We start from the raw sequence: 19,543 nt of genomic DNA on the forward strand, positions 1-19,543 counted from the left end.
TACTTTGATTTATATTAATCCGTTATATTTTCTGATGAACCATTCCGCTGCAAGCGAAAGTATGATGAGTCCGAGTAAAATACGGAAATCTATTAAAGATACAACATTATCCCTGCTTTTTTGGACAGGTAAGAACTGTTGTGATGATGACAGATTGGCCTGTAGTTCATCCAATTTGTCCAAATAGTAGACCTGTCCACTATTCTTGGAGGCCAAACGCTCCATTTTTTTATAATTGGCGGATATCAATTGTTTTTCTGGATTAAAGTCCAATATTCTGAAGGTACCGGTACGTGTAAGGTTTGCTTCCTCAACGGTAACGGTGAACCTATATTCCCCTGCTTGGAGGTCGCTCAGGTCCACTTCATAAAAAGAACCTTTCAGTAACATGGGCGACACCCTTGAAAAATCGTTTTCCTTACCTTTTATGGTAATGGAAATATTGGCATTGGCATCAAACTGGTAGCTTTCATCAAAATAGGAAGCCCTGATCTTGGTCATGTTAGCATTGTCAAAAATCAGTTCGTAATCCAATTCCAATCGGTTTCGTTGTTTGTTGGACCCTAAATACACCATCAAGTTTCCGATGAATTCATCAAATTCCTGAAAATTGTCATCATACCGGTACACTTGCGCTCGCCAACGCCAAATATTCTCTCCAAAAAGAACGGCTTCCTTTGTGTTGGATTCGGTCAAAATTGAAAATAAAGGCTTTTCAAGGTTAATACCCTGCAACTGTTGGAACATCAATGTTTCACTTTCTTTGTTCAACTGAATATCTGCCAAGGTTCCCTTTAAGGGTGGAAATCCGTCAACAGCAAAATTGCCAAAACCAAATAACCCGAAGGCGTTGTTCAAAACAGGTAAAATATCCTCTGCTTGTCTGCTACCCGAAACGGTGAAGCTCTCTTGAATACCGTTCAAAAAATTCCAATCCGTTTTGCTTCCAGTGATGGTAAAATGGTTGGTATTTGAATTATTGATAAACTCGTAAATACTTCTAAAATTTCGGTTGGGCTGATATATAATGATCAATCCCATGTCTTCCAATTCGGATTGACTGACGTTGGGTTTTAAAAGGGTAACGGAGCGCTGTTCGTTGGATTCTATAGACTTTTTTAATGCACCGATATCCGGATGGAGCATATCGGAAATGATGGCAACATTGGTTTTTTCATCAATCACCTCAATGGCGGTTTCCTTGGAATTGTTAGCGATATTGCGCTCATTTTCCAAGGCTCCCACTTCAATTTTAATGGTTTTGATGCCCACGCTTTGTGCTTCCACCAAGGTGTTTAACGTTTGGCTGTTTTTAGTGGCGTTAAGATCAATTCGTTCTTGATGGACTCTACTCCCATTTATTGAAATAGTCACCGTGCTGGATACCGAACGGTTACCTTGATACCGAATAGTGGATTCAATAGGAAAACTGTTTCGCAAAAAAGCGTATTTGTTCGCATTGATGAGTCCTACTGAAATATCTTCATATTGGGTGGTATCGCCAATCACCACAGGATTTATGGTGGAATTCTCGTTCAACGTGATGTATTCGTAATCCCGACCCAGTGTCTGGTTTCCATCAGAAAACAAAACGATGGTATTATTTCCGTTTACGAAAACATCTTTCAACGTCGAGAGTGCATTCGAAATGTTGGTATTTTCATGGTCAAATCGTATGGAATCCGTGGAAGAAAGGGAAGTCCCGAATTCGTACTGATGAACATCAAACCGTTCGGTTAAAGCTTTATTTTGTTTGATTTGAGAAATGGCGCTCGAAATCTCTGTCTCGGAAGAAGCACCGCCCATTGAGGTAGAATTGTCCACCAAAAGAATCAAGTTTACTTTTTCGATGTAATAATCTTTACTGACAAACTTTGGATTGATCAAAAGCAAAAGGCCGCAAAACAAGGTGATAAACCGTAATGCGGCCAATATAATCTTTAGAGAACCCTTTCTTGGGTTTTTATAGAAGTATTGAAAATAGACAAAGGTAAGCGCGGCAGCAACTGCTAAAACTATAAGAAGTACCGTGCTCAACTCCATTCATCTAGGTTAACATTCCACCATCAACATTGAGTACCTGTCCCGTTACGTAATCGGAAAGATCGGATGCTAAAAACACACAAGCGTTGGCTACATCTTCTGGGCTTCCACCACGTTTTAGTGGAATTCCCTCTCTCCAACCTTGAACTGTTTTCTCGTCCAATTTCTCGGTCATTTCAGTTTCGATAAAACCTGGCGCAATGGCATTGCAACGGATGTTTCTTGAACCTAGTTCCAAGGCCACGGACTTTGTAAAACCAATCATACCTGCTTTTGATGCGGCGTAGTTGGTCTGTCCGGCATTACCTTTCACTCCCACAACACTACTCATATTTACGATAGAACCTTTACGCTGCTTCAACATGGTACGTTGAACCGCTTTGGTCATATTGAACACGGATTTCAGGTTGATTTCAATAACAGTATCAAAATCTGCTTCGCCCATTCGCATCAACAAGTTGTCCTTAGTGATACCTGCGTTATTGATCAATACATCAATTCGTCCGTCAAAATCTTCCAAAACCTTGGCAACAAGCGCTTCGGATTCTTCAAAACTGGCGGCATTGCTTTTATAGGCCTTGGCTTTTACACCCATATCCGTCAATTCCTTTTCCAATTCCAAAGCTGGAGCTTCGCTAGAGCTGTAGGTAAAGGCCACATTTGCTCCGTGTTTTGCAAATACTTCGGCAATACCCCTACCAATTCCTCTACTGGCTCCTGTTATAATTACATTTTTCCCTTCCAAAAGTTTCATACAATGATTGTGTTTGAATGGTTAATAACCAAATATAGTTGTTGTTTTGTGTTTAGACGAAAAAAAATCCCGCATAAAACGGGATTTAGTATGGTTTTAACGGTCGGTTACCCAACCACTTCTTTCACTTTTACGCCAATTTCAGCTGGAGAATCGACCACGTGGATTCCACATTCTTTCATGATTCTTTTCTTTGCCTGGGCAGTGTCGTCGCTTCCACCTACAATGGCACCGGCATGTCCCATGGTACGTCCGGCAGGAGCAGTTTCACCAGCAATAAATCCAACAATAGGCTTTTTGCTTCCACTCTCTTTGTACCATCTAGCAGCTTCCGCTTCCAATTGACCGCCGATTTCACCGATCATAACAACACATTCGGTTTCTGGGTCATTGATCAATAGCTCAACCGCTTGTTTTGTGGTAGTTCCGATAATAGGGTCACCACCGATCCCGATAGCTGTTGTAATTCCCAGGCCTTGGCGAACTACTTGATCAGCAGCTTCATAGGTTAAGGTTCCTGATTTTGAAACGATTCCTACTTTTCCTTTTTTGAATACAAACCCAGGCATAATACCAACTTTTGCTTCACCTGGAGTTATTACACCTGGACAGTTTGGACCGATCAATGTACAGTTCTTATTTTTGATGTAATCGTTGGCCTTGACCATATCCGCTACTGGAATACCTTCGGTAATCGTGATGATTACTTTGATTCCGGCGTCAGCAGCTTCCATAATAGCGTCCGCAGCAAATGCGGGCGGAACAAAAATAATCGTGGTGTCGGCACCAACCTCTTTTACAGCATCTTCCACTGTATTAAAAACTGGTTTTCCTAAATGTTCTTGACCTCCTTTTCCTGGGGTCACACCACCAACCACGTTGGTTCCGTATTCAATCATTTGTTCGGCGTGGAATGTTCCTTCACTACCGGTAAATCCTTGTACAATTATGTTTGAATCCTTGTTTACTAAGACGCTCATATATTTAACTTAATGTAGAGATACAAAAATATAGTTTACTAAAGTTTTTATCTATTGATTTCTTAAATCTTTTTCAGTTTTTTCAAGATTTCTGGAATCTTTTTAATGTATGCGATCTGTTTAAGTTTTTCGCGCGCTTCCTCTGCTGGGTAACCAAAATAGGTTTTGCCGCCTTCAAGGGATTTTGAAATACCTGATTGTGCCAAGACGACTGCTTTTTTGCCAATGGTCGCACCGCTTGTGATGCCTACTTGTCCCCAAAGGGTCACTTCGTCCTCGATGGTGCAACAGCCGGCGATGCCAACATGGGATGCAATCAAGCATTTTTTGCCTATGATCGTATCATGCCCAACTTGGATTTGGTTATCCAATTTGGATCCTTCCTTAATGGTTGTTGATGCGGTTACACCACGATCTATGGTACATCCAGCCCCGATATCTACATTATTTCCGATTACGACGTTCCCTCCAGAAAGTAATTTATCAAAACCTTCTGGTCTATTTTTGTAGTAGAACGCATCGGCGCCCAGCACAGTTCCTGCATGAATGGTTACATTGTCACCAAGAATGCATCTATCGTAAATCGTTACATTTGGATGAATCACGCAGTTTTTACCGATTTTCACATGGTTTCCAACAAAAACGTTGGGCTGAATAACGGTACCCTCCCCTATCTCTGCTGATTCAGCTATAGTTGAAGCTGCAGTTTCAAAGGGTTTGAAATGTCGGGTCAACTTATTGAAATCCCTGAAAGGATCATCGGAAACGAGCAATGCCTTGCCTTGCGGGCATTCCACTTGTTTATTGATGAGTACCACCGTCGCATCTGATTGTAGGGCTTTGTCATAATATTTGGGATGATCCACAAATACGATGTCCCCTGCTTCCACTACGTGGATTTCATTCATGCCAAGTACAGGAAAGTTTTCATCACCAACAAAATCGCAGGCAATGATTTCCGAAATTTCCTTTAAAGTATACGTTTTCGGGAATTTCATTAAGGCTATTCTTTAGCACGTTCCAAGTAAGCGCCTTTCTCCGTATCGATCTTGATCTTGTCACCTTCGTTGATGAAAAGAGGTACATTAACACTGGCTCCTGTTTCAACGGTAGCCGGCTTGGTAGCATTGGTCGCCGTGTTCCCTTTAACACCGGGCTCCGTATGGGTCACTTCCAAAACAACACTGGCAGGCATTTCAACAGAAAGCGGCATATTATCCTCTGCGTTGAAAATGATTGTAACGACTTCGCTCTCTTTCATGAGGTCATAAGCATCAAGAGCATCCCTTTGCAAGGCAATTTGAGTGTAGTCGTCCGTGTTCATGAAGTGATAGGTCTCACCTTCACTGTACAAAAATTGATAGCTACGTGTTTCTACACGGACATCTTCAATCTTATGTCCTGCGGAAAATGTATTGTCAATCACCTTTCCAGTGGTGACACTTTTCAATTTGGTACGGACAAATGCAGGTCCTTTACCGGGTTTCACATGAAGAAATTCTACGATTTTGTAGATATCGTGATTGTACTTGATGCACAATCCTTTTCTTATATCAGAAGTACTTGCCATAAATTTAATTTGAACTGAAATAACCTTTCATAATTCCACGCTGCGAATCTCGTATAAATTGAAGAATCTCATCTCGCTCTGGAGTTGCCTCCATTTCAGCTTCAATAATGGATGCCGCTTGGGAATTGTTATAATTTTGTTGATAGAGCAGTCTATAAATATTTTGAATCTCACGAATCTTGTCGGACTCGAAACCTCTTCTTCGTAATCCAATGGAATTGATACCCACATATGAAAGGGGCTCCCTTGCTGCTTTTACATAGGGAGGTACATCTTTACGAACCAAAGAACCACCGGTTACAAAGGCATGGTTTCCAATGGATACAAATTGATGCACAGCAACCATTCCAGCCAAAACCACATTCTGACCAATGGTAACATGACCTGCCAATGTGGAATTGTTACTGAAGATACAGCCATCACCTACAAAACAATCATGTGCGACATGGCAATAGGCCATAATTAAACAATTGTTTCCGATCACCGTTTTCATACGGTCGGAAGTGCCTTTATTGATCGTGGCACATTCTCTAATCGTGGTATTGTCACCAATTACAACTGTAGTCTCCTCACCTTGATATTTAAGGTCTTGGGGCATTGCAGAAATTACCGCTCCTGGAAAAATACTACAGTTTTTTCCAATTCGGGCACCTTCCATTATGGTAACGTTGGAACCAATCCAAGTTCCTTCACCGATTGTAACATTGTTGTGTATGGTGGTGAAGGGTTCAATTACCACGTTTTTGGCAATTTTAGCTCCTGGGTGTACGTATGCTAGAGGTTGGTTCATTTACGAATCTGTATTTTTTGTTTTTACGATTTGGGCCATTAATTCAGCTTCCGACACCAATTTTCCATTGGCATAAGCGTAGGCTTGCATGTGGCAAATCCCTCTCCTGATCGGAGATATCAAATCACATTTAAATATTAAGGTGTCTCCCGGAACTACTTGTTGCTTGAACTTCACCTTATCTATCTTCATAAAGAAAGTCAGGTAATTCTCAGGGTCCGGAACCGTGCTCAAAACAAGTATCCCTCCAGTTTGCGCCATGGCTTCAACCTGCAATACCCCTGGCATAACAGGCGCTCCGGGGAAGTGGCCAACAAAAAATGGCTCGTTCATGGTCACATTTTTGACCCCGACAACATGTGAGTCGGAAAGTTCCAAAATTTTATCCACCAATAAAAATGGAGGACGGTGCGGCAACCTTGCCATGATTTCGTTCACATCCATTAAAGGCTCTTGATTCAAATCATAGCTGGGAACTTTGTTCCTCTTTTCTATTTTGATGATTTTGGACAGTTTTTTGGCAAACTGTGTGTTCACAAAATGTCCAGGTTTATTTGCGATTACTTTTCCACGAATACGTGTTCCGGCCAAGGCCAAATCACCGATAACATCCAGCAGCTTGTGTCGTGCTGCTTCATTGGGATGGTGTAAAGTCAAATTATCTAAAATGCCATTAGGCTTTACGGACAGTTTTTCCTTTCCAAAAGCTTTTTCAAGCTTCTTCATGGTAGACTCAGAAATCTCCTTGTCGACATAAACGATGGCGTTATTGAGGTCACCACCTTTAATTAGGCCGTTTTCCAATAACATCTCGAGTTCATGAAGAAAACTGAATGTACGCGAATCCGCGATTTCAGCCTTAAAATCGGACATTTTTTCCAACGTGGCATTTTGTGTGCCCAACACCTTTGTACCAAAATCCACCATGGTGGTCACTTGATATTCATCCGAAGGAATAATAGTAATTTCACTGCCTGTGGTTTCATCTTTATAGGAAATAACATCCTTTACAACATATTCTTCTCTTTCTTCATCTTGCTCCACGATACCGGCTTCTTCCAAAGCTTTCACAAAAAACTTTGATGAACCGTCCATAATGGGTGGTTCGGGGGCATCGAGCTCAATTAAGACGTTGTCGATATCCAATCCCACTAGTGCAGCGAGCACATGTTCCGAAGTGTGGATTTTAACACCGTTCTTTTCAAGATTAGTGCCTCTTTGGGTATTCACCACATAGTTGGCATCGGCCTCAATAATGGGTTCACCTTCCAAATCAATTCTTTGGAACGCAAAACCGTGATTTTCGTCCGCGGGCAAAAAGCTCATGGTTACGTTTTCACCCGTATGTAGTCCTACACCTTGTAGCGTTACTTTTTTGCCAATGGTGCGTTGTTTATTGCTTGGTTTGCTCACCTTCAACTCTTTTTTCTATGTTAGAGATTTGACTTGCCAGTTTGGGCAAATTCTTAAAGTGTACATATGATTTATTGAAGTCCCCATAGTTCAAAGCAGGTGAACCTTGAAGCGCTTCATCATCTTTTACATTTCTTCCAATTCCGGATTGTGCTTGTATTCGCACCCTATCACCTATGGTGATGTGCCCAACGATTCCCACTTGGCCTCCGATCAGGCAGTTCTTGCCAATTTTAGTGGAACCTGCTACTCCGGTTTGTGCTGCAATGGCCGTATGCTCGCCAATTTCAACATTATGCGCAATCTGAATCTGATTATCCAGTTTTACGCCTTTTCTTAAAATAGTGGAGCCTAAGGTGGCTCGGTCTATTGTGGTGCCGGCACCAATGTCCACGTTATCTTCGATGATCACGTTCCCCGTCTGGGGCACTTTACTGTATTCGCCGTTGGAATTAGGGGTAAAACCAAATCCGTCCGCCCCAATAATTGCTCCACCATGGATTACACAATTGTTTCCGATAATGGTCTCCGAATATATTTTTGCACCTGCAAAAACAATAACATTGTTGCCAATGCTCACATTATCGCCAATGTAAGCGTTTGGGTATATTTTAACGTTATCACCAATTTTTACATTATCACCTAGATACGCGAATGCACCAAGATAAAATCCTTCGCCGTATTTCGCCGTTTCAGATATGTAGCAGGGATTTTCCACTCCTATCTTATTGTTTTTTACCTGATTGTAATACTCCAATAGTTTGGAAAAGGATTTATAGGCATCCTCCACTTTTATGAGCGTTGTGGAAACGGATTGCTCCGGTACAAAATCCTTGTTCACTATAGTAATGGATGCCTTGGTGGAATAGATATAAGAGGTGTATTTTGGATTGGCCAAAAAGGTCAGTGAGCCTTGCTCTCCTTCTTCGATCTTGGACAACTTATGGACAGCGATTTGAGGATTTCCCTCAACTTCCCCTTCTAAGATTCCGGCAATTTGGGTAGCTGTAAATTTCATTGGTGCAAAAGTAACAAAATTTGTTAAACGGCTTTCTTTGGATAACAGCTGTAATATTTGGTTACCGTTTCGGCAAGCGCTTTAAGGCTGAGCTGGTCAGACTCCTTAACTACATCTGAAATTTTTCCGTTCTTTTTTAAAATTTGAATGGCCTCATCCTTACTGTATGCTTTATTGGATATTTCTCCCTGGAATACGAAATTGGATGCTTCTTCAACGGAAAGATCATGCTTTTTGGTGATCCATTCCAACTTTTCATCCAATTTTTCCGTTGCAATGGGTCGCTTTTTGATTTTAATATGCAAAAGTCGTCTGTTCAATAACATTTCACATAGCTTGGATAACACAAAATCATCATGGAACTGCCAATTTTTTAGAGCGCCCATAATATCTATATCATCCAGTTGGGCAAAAGTCTTCAGAATTTGGGTATTGAAATCCAAAGAATGGTTATTCTTCAGAAAAAATAGCAAAGGTTCGCTTGCGGCTAGTTGCTCCCCTTGACTAAGCAGAAATCTTGCGCGCTGCATTATACGAACCAGTAGTTGCTCTGCTACCAATCCCGTTTTGTGCAGGTACACCTGCCAATACATGAATCTACGGGCCATCAAAAACTTTTCTACCGCATAAATGGCTTTCTCTTCCACAACTAAGTTGCCGTCGACTACATTCAACATGGAAATCAACCGCTCCGAATTTATGTTCCCTTCCGTGACACCTGAGTAGAAGCTATCTCTTTTTAAGTAATCTAAACGATCCATGTCCAATTGACTGGATACTAACTGATTTAAAAAAGGTTTGGGATAATCTCCCTTAAAGATGGAAATGGCGATATCCAATTGTCCATTAAACTCCTTATTGAGTTCCATCATAAATTTCAAGGAAATCTGCTCGTGGCTAATTTCTTTGGCCACAAAACCTTCCAAAGCATGTGAAAATGGGCCGTGGCCTATATCATGCAGCAAAATGGCACATAATAATCCTTCCTCTTCTTCTTTAGTGATTTCTACATTTTTTAACTTTAACACCTGAATGGCCTTCGTCATTAAATGCATACTGCCCAATGCATGATGGAAGCGCGTGTGATGCGCACCTGGATAGACCAAATAGGACAACCCCATTTGGGATATCCGCCTCAACCTTTGAAAGTAAGGATGCGATATCAGACTAAAAATTAGTTCGTTGGGAGTTCCAATAAAACCGTAAATTGGGTCGTTGAAAACATTAAGTTTATTGGTTTTTACCAAGGATTTTTGTTTTATTTTCCACAAAGATAAACACTATATGAACAAGATAACAATTCTTTGGGTCGATGATGAAATAGACCTATTAAAACCCCATATATTATTCCTAGAGAGCAAAGGCTACAAGGTAGTGACCAGCCAAAGTGGACAAGATGCCATTGAAGAAGTGACAAATACTTTTTTTGACATTGTTTTTTTGGATGAGAACATGCCCGGACTGTCCGGTCTGGAAACCTTGACAGAAATTAAGAAGTATGATGGCTCCATTCCGGTTGTAATGATCACCAAAAGTGAAGAGGAATATATTATGGACGAGGCCATTGGGTCCAAAATAGCAGATTATTTGATCAAGCCCGTGAATCCAAATCAAATCCTTCTTTCCTTAAAAAAGAGTTTGGACAATTCACGCTTGGTCTCAGAAAAGACCACGGCCAATTACCAACAGGAATTCCGTAAAATAGCCATGGATCTTTCCATGATCAATACGCAAGAGGAGTGGGTAGAACTGTACAAGAAATTGATTTATTGGGAGTTGGAACTGGAACAAATCGAAGATTCGGGCATGTTCGAAATTTTGGAATCCCAAAAAGTGGAGGCCAATTCGCAGTTCGGCAAGTTTGTAGATAAGAACTACAAGAGTTGGTTCAAGGACGGTGAAGCTCCTGTGATGTCCCATACCCTTTTTAAAAGCAAAGTAGTCCCCGAGCTTGATGATAGCAAAACTCTTATGGTGGTCATAGATAATTTAAGGTATGACCAATGGTTGGCTTTTGAGAAAACATTGTCCGTTCATTATAAAAAGAAACAGGAATGCGCCTATTTTAGTATTCTGCCAACTGCAACACAGTATGCCCGTAATGCACTTTTTTCCGGTTTGATGCCCTCCGAAATGGAAAAACGTTATCCAGACTGGTGGAAAAACGATACGGACGAAGGCGGCAAAAATTTGCATGAATCTGATTTTTTGGGCGAACAGCTTAAAAGATTGGGATTGAACCTTAAATGGGAATACCATAAAATAAGCAACCTAAAACAGGGGAAACAACTCGCCCAAAACTTTAAGACTCAAAAGAATAATAATCTTACCGTGGTGGTCTATAATTTTGTGGATATGCTCTCCCATTCCAAAACCGAAATGGAAGTGGTAAAAGAGCTGGCCTCCAACGATAAGGCCTATCGGTCGCTCACCTTGAGCTGGTTCAAAAATTCACCGTTGCTGGAGATTATCCAGCAGGCCCAAGCCTTGGGGATGAAATTGATTTTGACCACGGATCACGGGACCATTAATGTAAACCAGCCCTCCAAGGTAATCGGCGACCGTGAAACCAGTTTGAATCTACGCTATAAAACTGGACGAAGTCTCACCTATCAGGAGAAGGACGTGTTAGCTACCAAAAACCCACAGGAAATCCATTTGCCCAACATTAATTTGAGCAGCAGTTTCATTTTTGCTAAGAACGACCTGTTTTTTGCCTATCCGAACAATTACAATCATTATGTAAGTTACTATCGGAATACCTATCAACATGGTGGTGTTTCTTTGGAAGAAATGATTGTCCCTTTTGTAGTTTTGGACCCTAAATAATATCGGAGTGAAGAGAACTTTTCAATTGAATGAAATCCACGAAGTGGCCAAAGAATTATTGGAAAAGGCACCAAACAAGGTCGTATGCCTTTATGGAGATATGGGAGTAGGCAAAACGACTTTGGTGAAGGCTGTCGTTGAGCAGTTGGGAGCTGTGGATATCACAAGCAGCCCCACTTTTGGTTTGGTAAATGAATATTCCGATGTTAATGATAAACCTATAGCCTATCATTTCGATTTTTATCGACTTAATGATGAAATAGAAGCACTGGACATGGGTTTTGAAGATTATTTAAACTCCGATGCTTGGTTGTTTATTGAGTGGCCAGAAAAAATACCTTCATTGCTTCCCAATGATGCCGTAAGCGTATTCCTGCACTTTATCGAGGAAAGCACACGTTCAATCGAGTTAAATATTTCCTAAAATAGTATTGGTATATCTTCAAAAAAATTATTGCACAGAGCAAGTGTTTTTCGATAAAACGTTGATTTTTTGCGTTTAAAAACCAATTTTATCGGTAAAACGTATGGTGGGTTGAAATATTTTCCTACATTTGCAATGTGAATTAATTCATTTATTAACCAAAAACTCTTTTACGATGAACACTAAAAAAGTTTTTTTTGGATTGCTAGCTGTTGCATTTTTGGCAATGACCGCTGTATCTACTACAGTTACTTTTGACGACAATCAAACAGTAAGCATTGAAAAGAAGAAATTAGTTAAAATCTAAGTTACTTCTTTATCCAACAACCGTTTAACCCCTTTTTTTTCAAGAAGGGGTTATTTTTTTACAATATTCATGGATTTTTTGAGTTTACAAGAGTGATGAGCAAAAAGTCTACTGTAAGAAAAAGGTTTATAATTGAAGGGGCCGTAGCATTTATAATCGCTATAACTCCCATTCTATTTTATTGTTACAAATATCTTCCCATTCCGCCAGGCAGCACCACTTGGACTTATTTTGGTATTGAGTTCAAAGAAAATAATTTTGGTGAGGTCTCTACTGCAATTTATTATTACTTCAATAAATTTGTTCCTTTGTTACTATTGGTGATATGGTTTGTTACCTCCAAAAATTGGTGGTACCATGCCATATTGATTCCATTGTCCATGTACAGTTTTCAATTATTCACTGCATTGAACTATTCAAATAGTGAACGAATCGATGAGAATGAGATTCTGTATGTTGTGGCAGTCACCATGGTTGTTGTACCTGTGGTATATTTTATAAGAATAAAACTGGTGGACAAGCACGTACATGGAATCGATTTGGATGCTATGGATACCGAACTTCAAATTTTAAAGGAGAAAGAAGAATTACGCAAGGAACGCGAGAAATTGGAACAGCGTCAAAAGAGCGTTTCAAAAAAAATGTAAATTTGCTCAAATGTCAAATCGGCATCTTGCATAGATTTACTCCATATGAGCCACGCTTCCTCCCCATTTAGCAAACAACAATTGCTTCCCCAAGAAGAAACCTTGGAGGTCACTAAACAAAAAGGCGAACTTTTTATCGGTATACCCAAAGAAAACCAGTATCAAGAAAAGCGGGTTTGCCTTACTCCAGATGCCGTCAATGCCATTACAGCCAACGGACATCGAGTATTGCTGGAATCCGGAGCTGGGGAAGGTGCCAATTTTTCCGATATTGATTATACCAATGCGGGTGCGGAAATAACCAGAGATACAAAGAAAGTTTTCTCCTGCCCCATCATTTTAAAAGTGGAGCCCCCTACTCTTTCGGAAATTGAAATGTTGAATCCGCAGACCATTGTTATCTCTGCACTTCAGATAAAGACCCAAAACAAGGAGTATTTTGAAAAAATGGCCAAAAGCAGGTTAACGGCCATAGCTTTTGAATATATACGGGATGACGATGGAAACTACCCGGCAGTCCGTTCATTAAGTGAAATAGCGGGAACTTCCTCTATTTTGATAGCCTCCGAACTAATATCAAACCCCAACACGGGCAACGGATTGATGTTTGGCAACATTAGCGGCGTTCCACCAATTGAAGTAGTGATAATCGGTGCCGGAACTGTGGGCGAGTTTGCGGCTAGGTCTGCTATTGGACTAGGTGCAAATATCAAGGTCTTTGACAACTCCATCAGTAAATTGAGAGCGCTGCAGGCCAATTTAAAGCAAACGGTATACACCTCCACTGTACAGCCTAAAAATTTATTGAAATCCCTAAAGCGTTGTGATGTGGCCATCGGTGCCACGCGCGGAAAGGACCGTTCTCCTGTTGTGGTTTCCCGATCCATGGTGGAAAACATGAAAAAAGGTGCCGTGATCATCGATGTAAGTATTGATATGGGAGGCTGTTTTGAAACTTCTGAGGTAACTACACACAGAAAACCGACTTTCGAGAAATATGGAGTCATTCATTACGGGGTGCCCAACATTCCTTCGCGGTATCCAAGGACTTCCTCCATTTCCATTAGCAATATTTTTACACCCTATTTGTTGAAAATCGGTGAAGAGGGCGGTCTAGAACACTCGTTAAGATTTGATAAAGGCCTGCGCAATGGACTTTACATGTATCACGGGATTTTAACGAACAAATCCGTAGGTGATTGGTTCGGCCTGAGCTACAACGATATTAACTTTCTTATTTTTTAAATAAATGGCATTTTTAAAACGATTGGGATGGTACTTGGTTGGACTGTCCATTGGATTGATTTTTTTGGTTTTTATATTGAAGAAAAAATCAGGTGAGGAAGGATTGGATTTTTGCTATTTACCCAATTGCAGAGTGCTCAAGGACATGCGCTCCAAACCACTGATTTTCTCTGAATCGCTTCCCGAACAATATCAGGATACCCTGATAATTAAGTCCTTTTTAAAAGACGGAAATGTGGATTTTGGAAAGAGCGATACCAAATCCGAACCCTGCAAAACCTATTACATTTCTCATGAATACAAGGGTCAGGAACTGGAATTAAAGGCCAAGAATTGTGAGGAGAAGATAATCATTGAAAATGTGTACAATAATCGAGATGATTGATGTTTTTTAGTTAACTATTTTGGTCAAATTATTTTTTTGCTTACTGTGTCTATAGGTGAAGTACAGAGTGAAAATCAAAGATATCTGTAATAATATTGATAATAAAGATCCTTCAAACCCAAAATCACCTCCATTAATTATATTTCTTTCGGAAAACGAAAATTCAATCAATGAATATGAATTCATCCCGCTTACGTTAAACCCAAATAATGATTGAAAAAAGTTCCAACTGAAGTGAAATGCAATGGGAAACCAGAGACTTTTAGTGTAAATGTAAGGTAAGCCCATAATAATTCCTGCCAAAAACAAGTTGACAAATCCTATCCATGAAATATTCGGATTAGCTGAGTGCATTATAGAGAACAGTATAGCTGAAAGGAGTAAAGCCAAAAAATTGTTCATCGATTCCATGAAATTGCGAAGAATATAACCTCTTAACAAAACCTCTTCCGAAAAGGAAACAATAGTATACAGCACTAGTGTCAAAAGAAATTCAATTCCTATGAAATTCATTTCTTTGAACTCCAATTGTCCAAACAAAACAAGCAAGCCATACCCCATGCCCATTATTAAAAGACCCGCTAAAACCCCAAATAAAATATCCTTGCCGTTATTTTTAAAATAAAGGCCAAGATCAAGGAAGGACTTTTTGTCCACATATTTCATGAACAAGGAGATAAGCAAAAGAAAACCCATTAATCCAAACGCGGCAACAATAATTCTTTGAAGGGTTGTCTCTTCCTGAATCCCAACTTCAGCTACGGAAGTCTCCTGCCCAGAAACGACCATACCTACAAATTGAAAAATACCCACAAAAAATAGATAAGGTAAAACTAATAGGAGTACACGCTGCCAACCCTTTATATCATTTTCCTCCATTACCACACTTATAAGTTGTTCAATCTGCCATCTTCCTACGTTTCCGCTCTTTGGTAATCAAAGTAAGTTCCCTAGAGGTTTGCCCGGCCACGGAAGTGTTTTCTTCTGCCCTTCTAATCAAATAGGGCATTACATCACGAACAGGCCCGTATGGAATATATTTTACAGAGTTATAACCACTGGCGGCCAAGTTATAGGTAATATGATCGCTCATCCCGAACAACTGACCGAACCAAATCCTAGCGTCATTTTCAGGAACTTTACGCTCTTCCATTAAATCTACCAATTTGAGGGTACTTTGCTCGTTATGGGTTCCTGCGAATATGGAAAAATACTCCAAGTGTTCCATCATATAATCAATGGCAGCATCAAAGTTCTCATCGGTCAATCGTTTGCTTTTGCAGATAGGACTTTCATAACCTTTATCGTCGGCCCTGTCATTCTCTTTCTCCATGTAGGCACCGCGAACCACTTTAGCGCCAATTTTAAAACCTTCTTCTTTGGCAGCTTCGTGTAATTTTATGATGTAGCCCATACGGTCCCAACGGTACATCTGGAAGGTGTTGAAGACAACTGCTTTTTCCTTGTTGTACTTGCGCATCATGTCCAAAACCAAATCATCGGCTGCATCTTGCATCCAACTTTCCTCGGCATCAATTAAAAGGGAAACATCAAGATTGTGGGCTTTTTGGCAGACTTTTTCGAATCTGTTCACGATTCTTCCCCACTCTGCCTGTTCCTTTTCTGTCAACTTGGTGCCGGCAGTAACTTTTTCGAACAATTTAAACCTTCCAAAACCGGTAGGCTTGAACACGGCAAAGGGCAAAGCGTCCTTTTCTTTGACAAAATCCAAGATTTCCAGAGTTTTTTCCATGGCAAAATCAAACTGATTGTCCACTGATTTCCCCTCGGCAGAATAATCGAGTACCGAACAAACTCCGTTACCATACATATTATCTATAATGGGCAAACAGTCCTTTTCGTTTACGCCACCACAAAAATGGTCGAATACTGTGGTCCTAATCAATCCCTCTACAGGCAAATGGGCTTTTATGGCAACATTTGTCAAGGTGGTTCCTATCTTAACCAAAGGTTCTATGGAAATCATTTTAAAAAGAAAATAAGCTCGCTCCAACTGGGAGTCCGACTTTAGCTCAAAAGCTATGGCAGTGTTCTCAAAATTCGGTCGCATTCAAAACTAGGCATTAAGACCCTAGGTCTATTGTTCTATATTTTCTGATTTTTAATGCTTGGAACACGGGATCGATAAGTTCAAGATGTATTCTTCTACATAATTCCTCAACTCAAAACATTGAAAACCAGAACAGTATTTCTTATTTTGAAAATGCCTTGTTGTTGAATGAAAAATCTATTCAAAACCTATGCATTTTACGCTTCCAAATATAGTCACGCAGATTCTATATTTTTGCACTGGAAAAGATAAAAATTAACTTAAACCATGCAGATTTTTATCCAACATGGATTCACAAGAAACAAGGTGGTTCACCAGAAGAAAAAAAACGAAATAATTTAATGGGTGCGAACTTCAACCAAACAGGAATTGCTATAAAAGTGACGAATTCTTTTTGTTAAGTAGCTTGTTCCGAATATAACATAATCAGCAAAAAAAGAATCAACCTATTAAGATTTTGATATAAGTTAGCCGGCAAGGGGCTTAAATATAAAAATAGTCTTTATTTAGTGGTGTAATTAAAATTATGGAGTCGGTAAAATCACAATCCTACGAAGTACATTTAGATGAATTGGCAAAAGCGGCGATTAACCAGCATATTGCCAATAAAAATTATTCAAAAATATTCCTATTGGTGGACGAAAACACCAAGGAGCATTGTTTGCCTATTTTTAAAGAAATCTTTGACCATAGCATTGATTCCCTACTTGAAATAAAATCCGGGGAGGAAAACAAGCATATCCACACCTGTTTGCAACTTTGGGAGGATCTTTCCAATTTTGATGGTGACCGCAAAAGTATCCTGATCAATCTTGGAGGTGGCGTACTGACCGATATGGGAGGATTTGTAGCCTCAACTTTTAAAAGAGGAATCGATTTTATCAATATCCCCACTACCCTGCTCTCTATGGTGGATGCGTCCATTGGTGGCAAAACGGGGGTTGACCTTGGCTCGTTAAAAAATCAAGTTGGTGTCATCAATCAGCCACAGATGGTTTTGATTTTCCCTAAATTTCTAAAAACGCTCGATGCACGCCAAACGAAAAGCGGATATGCGGAAATGCTGAAGCATGGTCTTATCCGGGACAAGGCGTATTGGGAAGATATCGTAGCTAAAGGAGATTTTACGGATGCGGCTCGTATCCAAAAGTCTATCGCAATTAAAAATGATGTTGTTTTACAGGACCCAACAGAGCAAGGGGTGCGTAAAATCTTAAATTTTGGACATACCTTGGGCCACGCTATCGAATCCTATTGCTTGGACAATCCCAATAAAAAAACATTGTTGCACGGAGAGGCGATTGCTGCTGGGATGATTTTGGAAGGTTATTTATCGCATGAGCTTAGAGGGCTTTCAAAATTGGCTCTGGACGAAATCAAGAAGGCGTTCCTAACTTATTTTGACAAAGTCGAGTTTACCGAAGATGATATTGATGCAATTCTACAGTTACTCAAATACGATAAGAAGAATTCGCACGGCAATGTAAATTTTGTATTGCTCCAGGACATCGGCAATGCTGCTACGGACATAAAAATCCCTGAAGAATTGTTTTCCAAAGCCTTCGCTTACTACAAGGAATAAACTTTTTATATACTTCTTTTTTACGTTTACAACTCTTTGAGTTCATCAGATTCGAAAATTCCTAGTTTAGGAACACTTTTAATAACTAACCATTATGAAACGAATTTTGATTGACTACAAAAAGTTGAGCCATGATGTGGCTGCAAAACTAATTGACTCCTATCCTGATGGTTACGGGGACAATGATATTATTACCATAAAAAAACCAAATGGGGAAGTAATCGATGCAGTGGAAGTCCAAACGGAAGACACCCTATATTTGGTGAAAATCAGTAAGAGCCTTTCTAATTTTATAGCCAGTTTCGAGGAAACTATAGAAAAGGAACTCGATAAGGAATTGATAGCTTCTGAATTTGAGCAGGATTCTTTTGAAAATTTTGAAACCACCTCAGAAGAGATGGGCGAAGATGAGGACTATTGATATCAATCCAAATAACGTTCTTGGATAATGTGAAGGTGATGTGTTTGATGCCCACATATAATAAAACCAAGGGCTCTAACACTCATTCTAGAACCACTGGCCAACCCTATTCTTTTTATGGCTTCATCGTCGAATGAGGCAAAAAGAGAAATCGTTGCTTCCCTGACCGCTTTGTACTCCTCAATTAAACTTTGCTTGGAACGGTTTGCTGCATTGGAAAAGGGCACGTAATTATCCTGATCAAAACCAGGCAAGGGTGTTTTGTCGTTCCTTGCAAAACAAAGCGCCCTGTATTGAAAAATACGTTCCGTATCGATCATATGTACCAATGCCTCCGCCAAGGACCATTTGCCCTCGGCATAGGCATAATTTAATCTTTCCTCTGGTATTTCTTCAAAAACGGACAAAAAAGTTTTTTTTCCGTTCTTTAACTCATCAAGCAATTCCACATTGCCCAGTGCCATGATATAGGTCTGGTAAAAGGGATTGTATTCAGAGGATGGAAGTTCTGATGGTACCATAAATATTGTGAGGTGCTTACAGCTCGTTGAAGATGGTGTGCATCAAACGTCTCTTATCGTTGATACTCTCTTCCAAGGAAATCATTGTTTCCGTTCTGCTTATACCTTCAATATCATCTATCTTAAAAATGATGTTTTTGGCATGTGTAGTGTCCCGTGCACGGATTTTGCAGAAAATATTGAACTTCCCTGTTGTAATGTGCGCTACGGTAACGTATGGTATTTGGCTCAATCTTTCCAAAACAAATTTTGTTTGGTGTGTTTTTTCCAAGAAAATGCCCACATAGGCGATGAATGAGTACCCTAGCTTTACGTAATCCAAGGTAAGGGAAGAGCCTTTAATGATTCCGGACTCCTCCATTTTTTTGACTCGGACATGAACCGTACCTGCAGAAATCAGCAATTTCTTTGCGATATCCGTAAAGGGTGTACGGGTGTTATCGATTAACATATCCAAAATCTGATGATCTATCTCGTCTAGTTTAACTTTGTTCATTACGTTGAATTTTGCAGCAAAAGTAGTTAAAAAAGGAAATTTACGTA

20 protein-coding genes are annotated in these 19,543 nt (G+C 40.0%); 7 read left to right on the top strand and 13 right to left on the bottom strand.

Annotation, left to right across the window (positions count from 1 at the left end; genetic code table 11):
• Positions 1–9 precede the first annotated feature (9 nt).
• The 9 genes from DCK90_RS10080 to DCK90_RS10120 form a co-directional block, all read right to left on the bottom strand.
• Positions 10–2,043 carry a VWA domain-containing protein gene (locus DCK90_RS10080; protein WP_108246087.1) on the bottom strand — a complete coding sequence of 678 codons (2,034 nt, stop codon included), beginning with the start codon at positions 2,041–2,043 and terminating at the stop codon, positions 10–12.
• 4 nt (positions 2,044–2,047) lie between these two features.
• Positions 2,048–2,797, bottom strand: a complete 750-nt coding sequence (gene fabG / locus DCK90_RS10085) for a 3-oxoacyl-[acyl-carrier-protein] reductase (RefSeq protein WP_108246088.1) — start codon at positions 2,795–2,797, stop codon at positions 2,048–2,050.
• Between the two features lie 107 nt (positions 2,798–2,904).
• Positions 2,905–3,777: a succinate--CoA ligase subunit alpha gene (sucD, locus tag DCK90_RS10090; protein WP_108246089.1), complete on the bottom strand. Its 873-nt coding sequence runs from the start codon at positions 3,775–3,777 to the stop codon at positions 2,905–2,907.
• A gap of 62 nt (positions 3,778–3,839) precedes the next feature.
• A complete protein-coding gene (locus DCK90_RS10095; RefSeq protein ID WP_108246090.1) occupies positions 3,840–4,775 on the bottom strand; it encodes a UDP-3-O-(3-hydroxymyristoyl)glucosamine N-acyltransferase in 936 nt (311 codons plus the stop codon).
• Positions 4,776–4,780: 5 nt separating this feature from the next.
• Positions 4,781–5,347: an elongation factor P gene (gene efp, locus DCK90_RS10100; RefSeq protein WP_108246091.1), complete on the bottom strand. Its 567-nt coding sequence runs from the start codon at positions 5,345–5,347 to the stop codon at positions 4,781–4,783.
• Between the two features lie 4 nt (positions 5,348–5,351).
• Entirely contained in the window at positions 5,352–6,137 is a 786-nt protein-coding gene (gene lpxA, locus DCK90_RS10105) for an acyl-ACP--UDP-N-acetylglucosamine O-acyltransferase (protein WP_108246092.1), read from the bottom strand.
• Positions 6,138–7,550, bottom strand: coding sequence for a bifunctional UDP-3-O-[3-hydroxymyristoyl] N-acetylglucosamine deacetylase/3-hydroxyacyl-ACP dehydratase (locus tag DCK90_RS10110; RefSeq protein ID WP_108246093.1), 1,413 nt, complete (start codon positions 7,548–7,550; stop codon positions 6,138–6,140).
• Positions 7,531–8,568: a UDP-3-O-(3-hydroxymyristoyl)glucosamine N-acyltransferase gene (lpxD, locus tag DCK90_RS10115; RefSeq protein ID WP_108246094.1), complete on the bottom strand. Its 1,038-nt coding sequence runs from the start codon at positions 8,566–8,568 to the stop codon at positions 7,531–7,533. Before lpxD ends, DCK90_RS10110 begins: the two co-directional genes overlap by 20 nt.
• A 23-nt stretch (positions 8,569–8,591) precedes the next feature.
• The gene (locus DCK90_RS10120) at positions 8,592–9,815 is read right to left on the bottom strand and encodes an HD domain-containing protein (protein WP_108246095.1); all 1,224 of its coding nucleotides are present in this window, start codon (positions 9,813–9,815) and stop codon (positions 8,592–8,594) included.
• Positions 9,816–9,852: 37 nt separating this feature from the next.
• Between DCK90_RS10120 and porX the strand changes: the two genes are divergently transcribed.
• The 5 genes from porX to DCK90_RS10145 all read left to right on the top strand — a co-directional run bounded on the left by porX (position 9,853) and on the right by DCK90_RS10145 (position 14,405).
• Entirely contained in the window at positions 9,853–11,397 is a 1,545-nt protein-coding gene (gene porX / locus DCK90_RS10125; RefSeq protein WP_108246141.1) for a T9SS response regulator signal transducer PorX, read from the top strand.
• 7 nt (positions 11,398–11,404) lie between these two features.
• A complete protein-coding gene (tsaE, locus tag DCK90_RS10130; RefSeq protein WP_108246096.1) occupies positions 11,405–11,821 on the top strand; it encodes a tRNA (adenosine(37)-N6)-threonylcarbamoyltransferase complex ATPase subunit type 1 TsaE in 417 nt (138 codons plus the stop codon).
• Between the two features lie 402 nt (positions 11,822–12,223).
• On the top strand, positions 12,224–12,775 hold the full coding sequence (locus DCK90_RS10135) for a hypothetical protein (RefSeq protein WP_108246097.1): 552 nt from the start codon (positions 12,224–12,226) through the stop codon (positions 12,773–12,775).
• A gap of 45 nt (positions 12,776–12,820) precedes the next feature.
• On the top strand, positions 12,821–14,020 hold the full coding sequence (locus DCK90_RS10140; protein ID WP_108246098.1) for an alanine dehydrogenase: 1,200 nt from the start codon (positions 12,821–12,823) through the stop codon (positions 14,018–14,020).
• Between the two features lie 4 nt (positions 14,021–14,024).
• Complete coding sequence (locus DCK90_RS10145; RefSeq protein WP_108246099.1) at positions 14,025–14,405, top strand: DUF4258 domain-containing protein; 381 nt, start codon at positions 14,025–14,027, stop codon at positions 14,403–14,405.
• 6 nt (positions 14,406–14,411) lie between these two features.
• Here the strand turns inward: DCK90_RS10145 and DCK90_RS10150 are convergent, their stop codons facing one another.
• Together DCK90_RS10150 and DCK90_RS10155 are read right to left on the bottom strand one after the other, a co-directional pair.
• A complete protein-coding gene (locus DCK90_RS10150; RefSeq protein ID WP_108246100.1) occupies positions 14,412–15,284 on the bottom strand; it encodes a CPBP family intramembrane glutamic endopeptidase in 873 nt (290 codons plus the stop codon).
• Positions 15,285–15,303: 19 nt separating this feature from the next.
• Entirely contained in the window at positions 15,304–16,476 is a 1,173-nt protein-coding gene (locus tag DCK90_RS10155) for a proline dehydrogenase family protein (protein WP_108246101.1), read from the bottom strand.
• 526 nt (positions 16,477–17,002) lie between these two features.
• Here DCK90_RS10155 and aroB point away from each other — a divergent pair.
• On the top strand, positions 17,003–18,058 hold the full coding sequence (gene aroB, locus DCK90_RS10160; protein WP_108246102.1) for a 3-dehydroquinate synthase: 1,056 nt from the start codon (positions 17,003–17,005) through the stop codon (positions 18,056–18,058).
• A 94-nt stretch (positions 18,059–18,152) separates the two neighbouring features.
• A complete protein-coding gene (locus tag DCK90_RS10165) occupies positions 18,153–18,479 on the top strand; it encodes a hypothetical protein (protein WP_108246103.1) in 327 nt (108 codons plus the stop codon).
• A 2-nt stretch (positions 18,480–18,481) separates the two neighbouring features.
• Here DCK90_RS10165 and DCK90_RS10170 read toward each other — a convergent pair whose 3' ends face one another.
• On the bottom strand, positions 18,482–19,000 hold the full coding sequence (locus DCK90_RS10170) for a DinB family protein (protein ID WP_108246104.1): 519 nt from the start codon (positions 18,998–19,000) through the stop codon (positions 18,482–18,484).
• A gap of 16 nt (positions 19,001–19,016) precedes the next feature.
• Positions 19,017–19,496: an Lrp/AsnC family transcriptional regulator gene (locus DCK90_RS10175; RefSeq protein WP_108246105.1), complete on the bottom strand. Its 480-nt coding sequence runs from the start codon at positions 19,494–19,496 to the stop codon at positions 19,017–19,019.
• Positions 19,497–19,543 lie beyond the last annotated feature (47 nt).

The organism is Muricauda brasiliensis, assembly GCF_003057865.1.
In the GTDB taxonomy this organism is placed as follows: domain Bacteria; phylum Bacteroidota; class Bacteroidia; order Flavobacteriales; family Flavobacteriaceae; genus Flagellimonas; species Flagellimonas chongwuensis.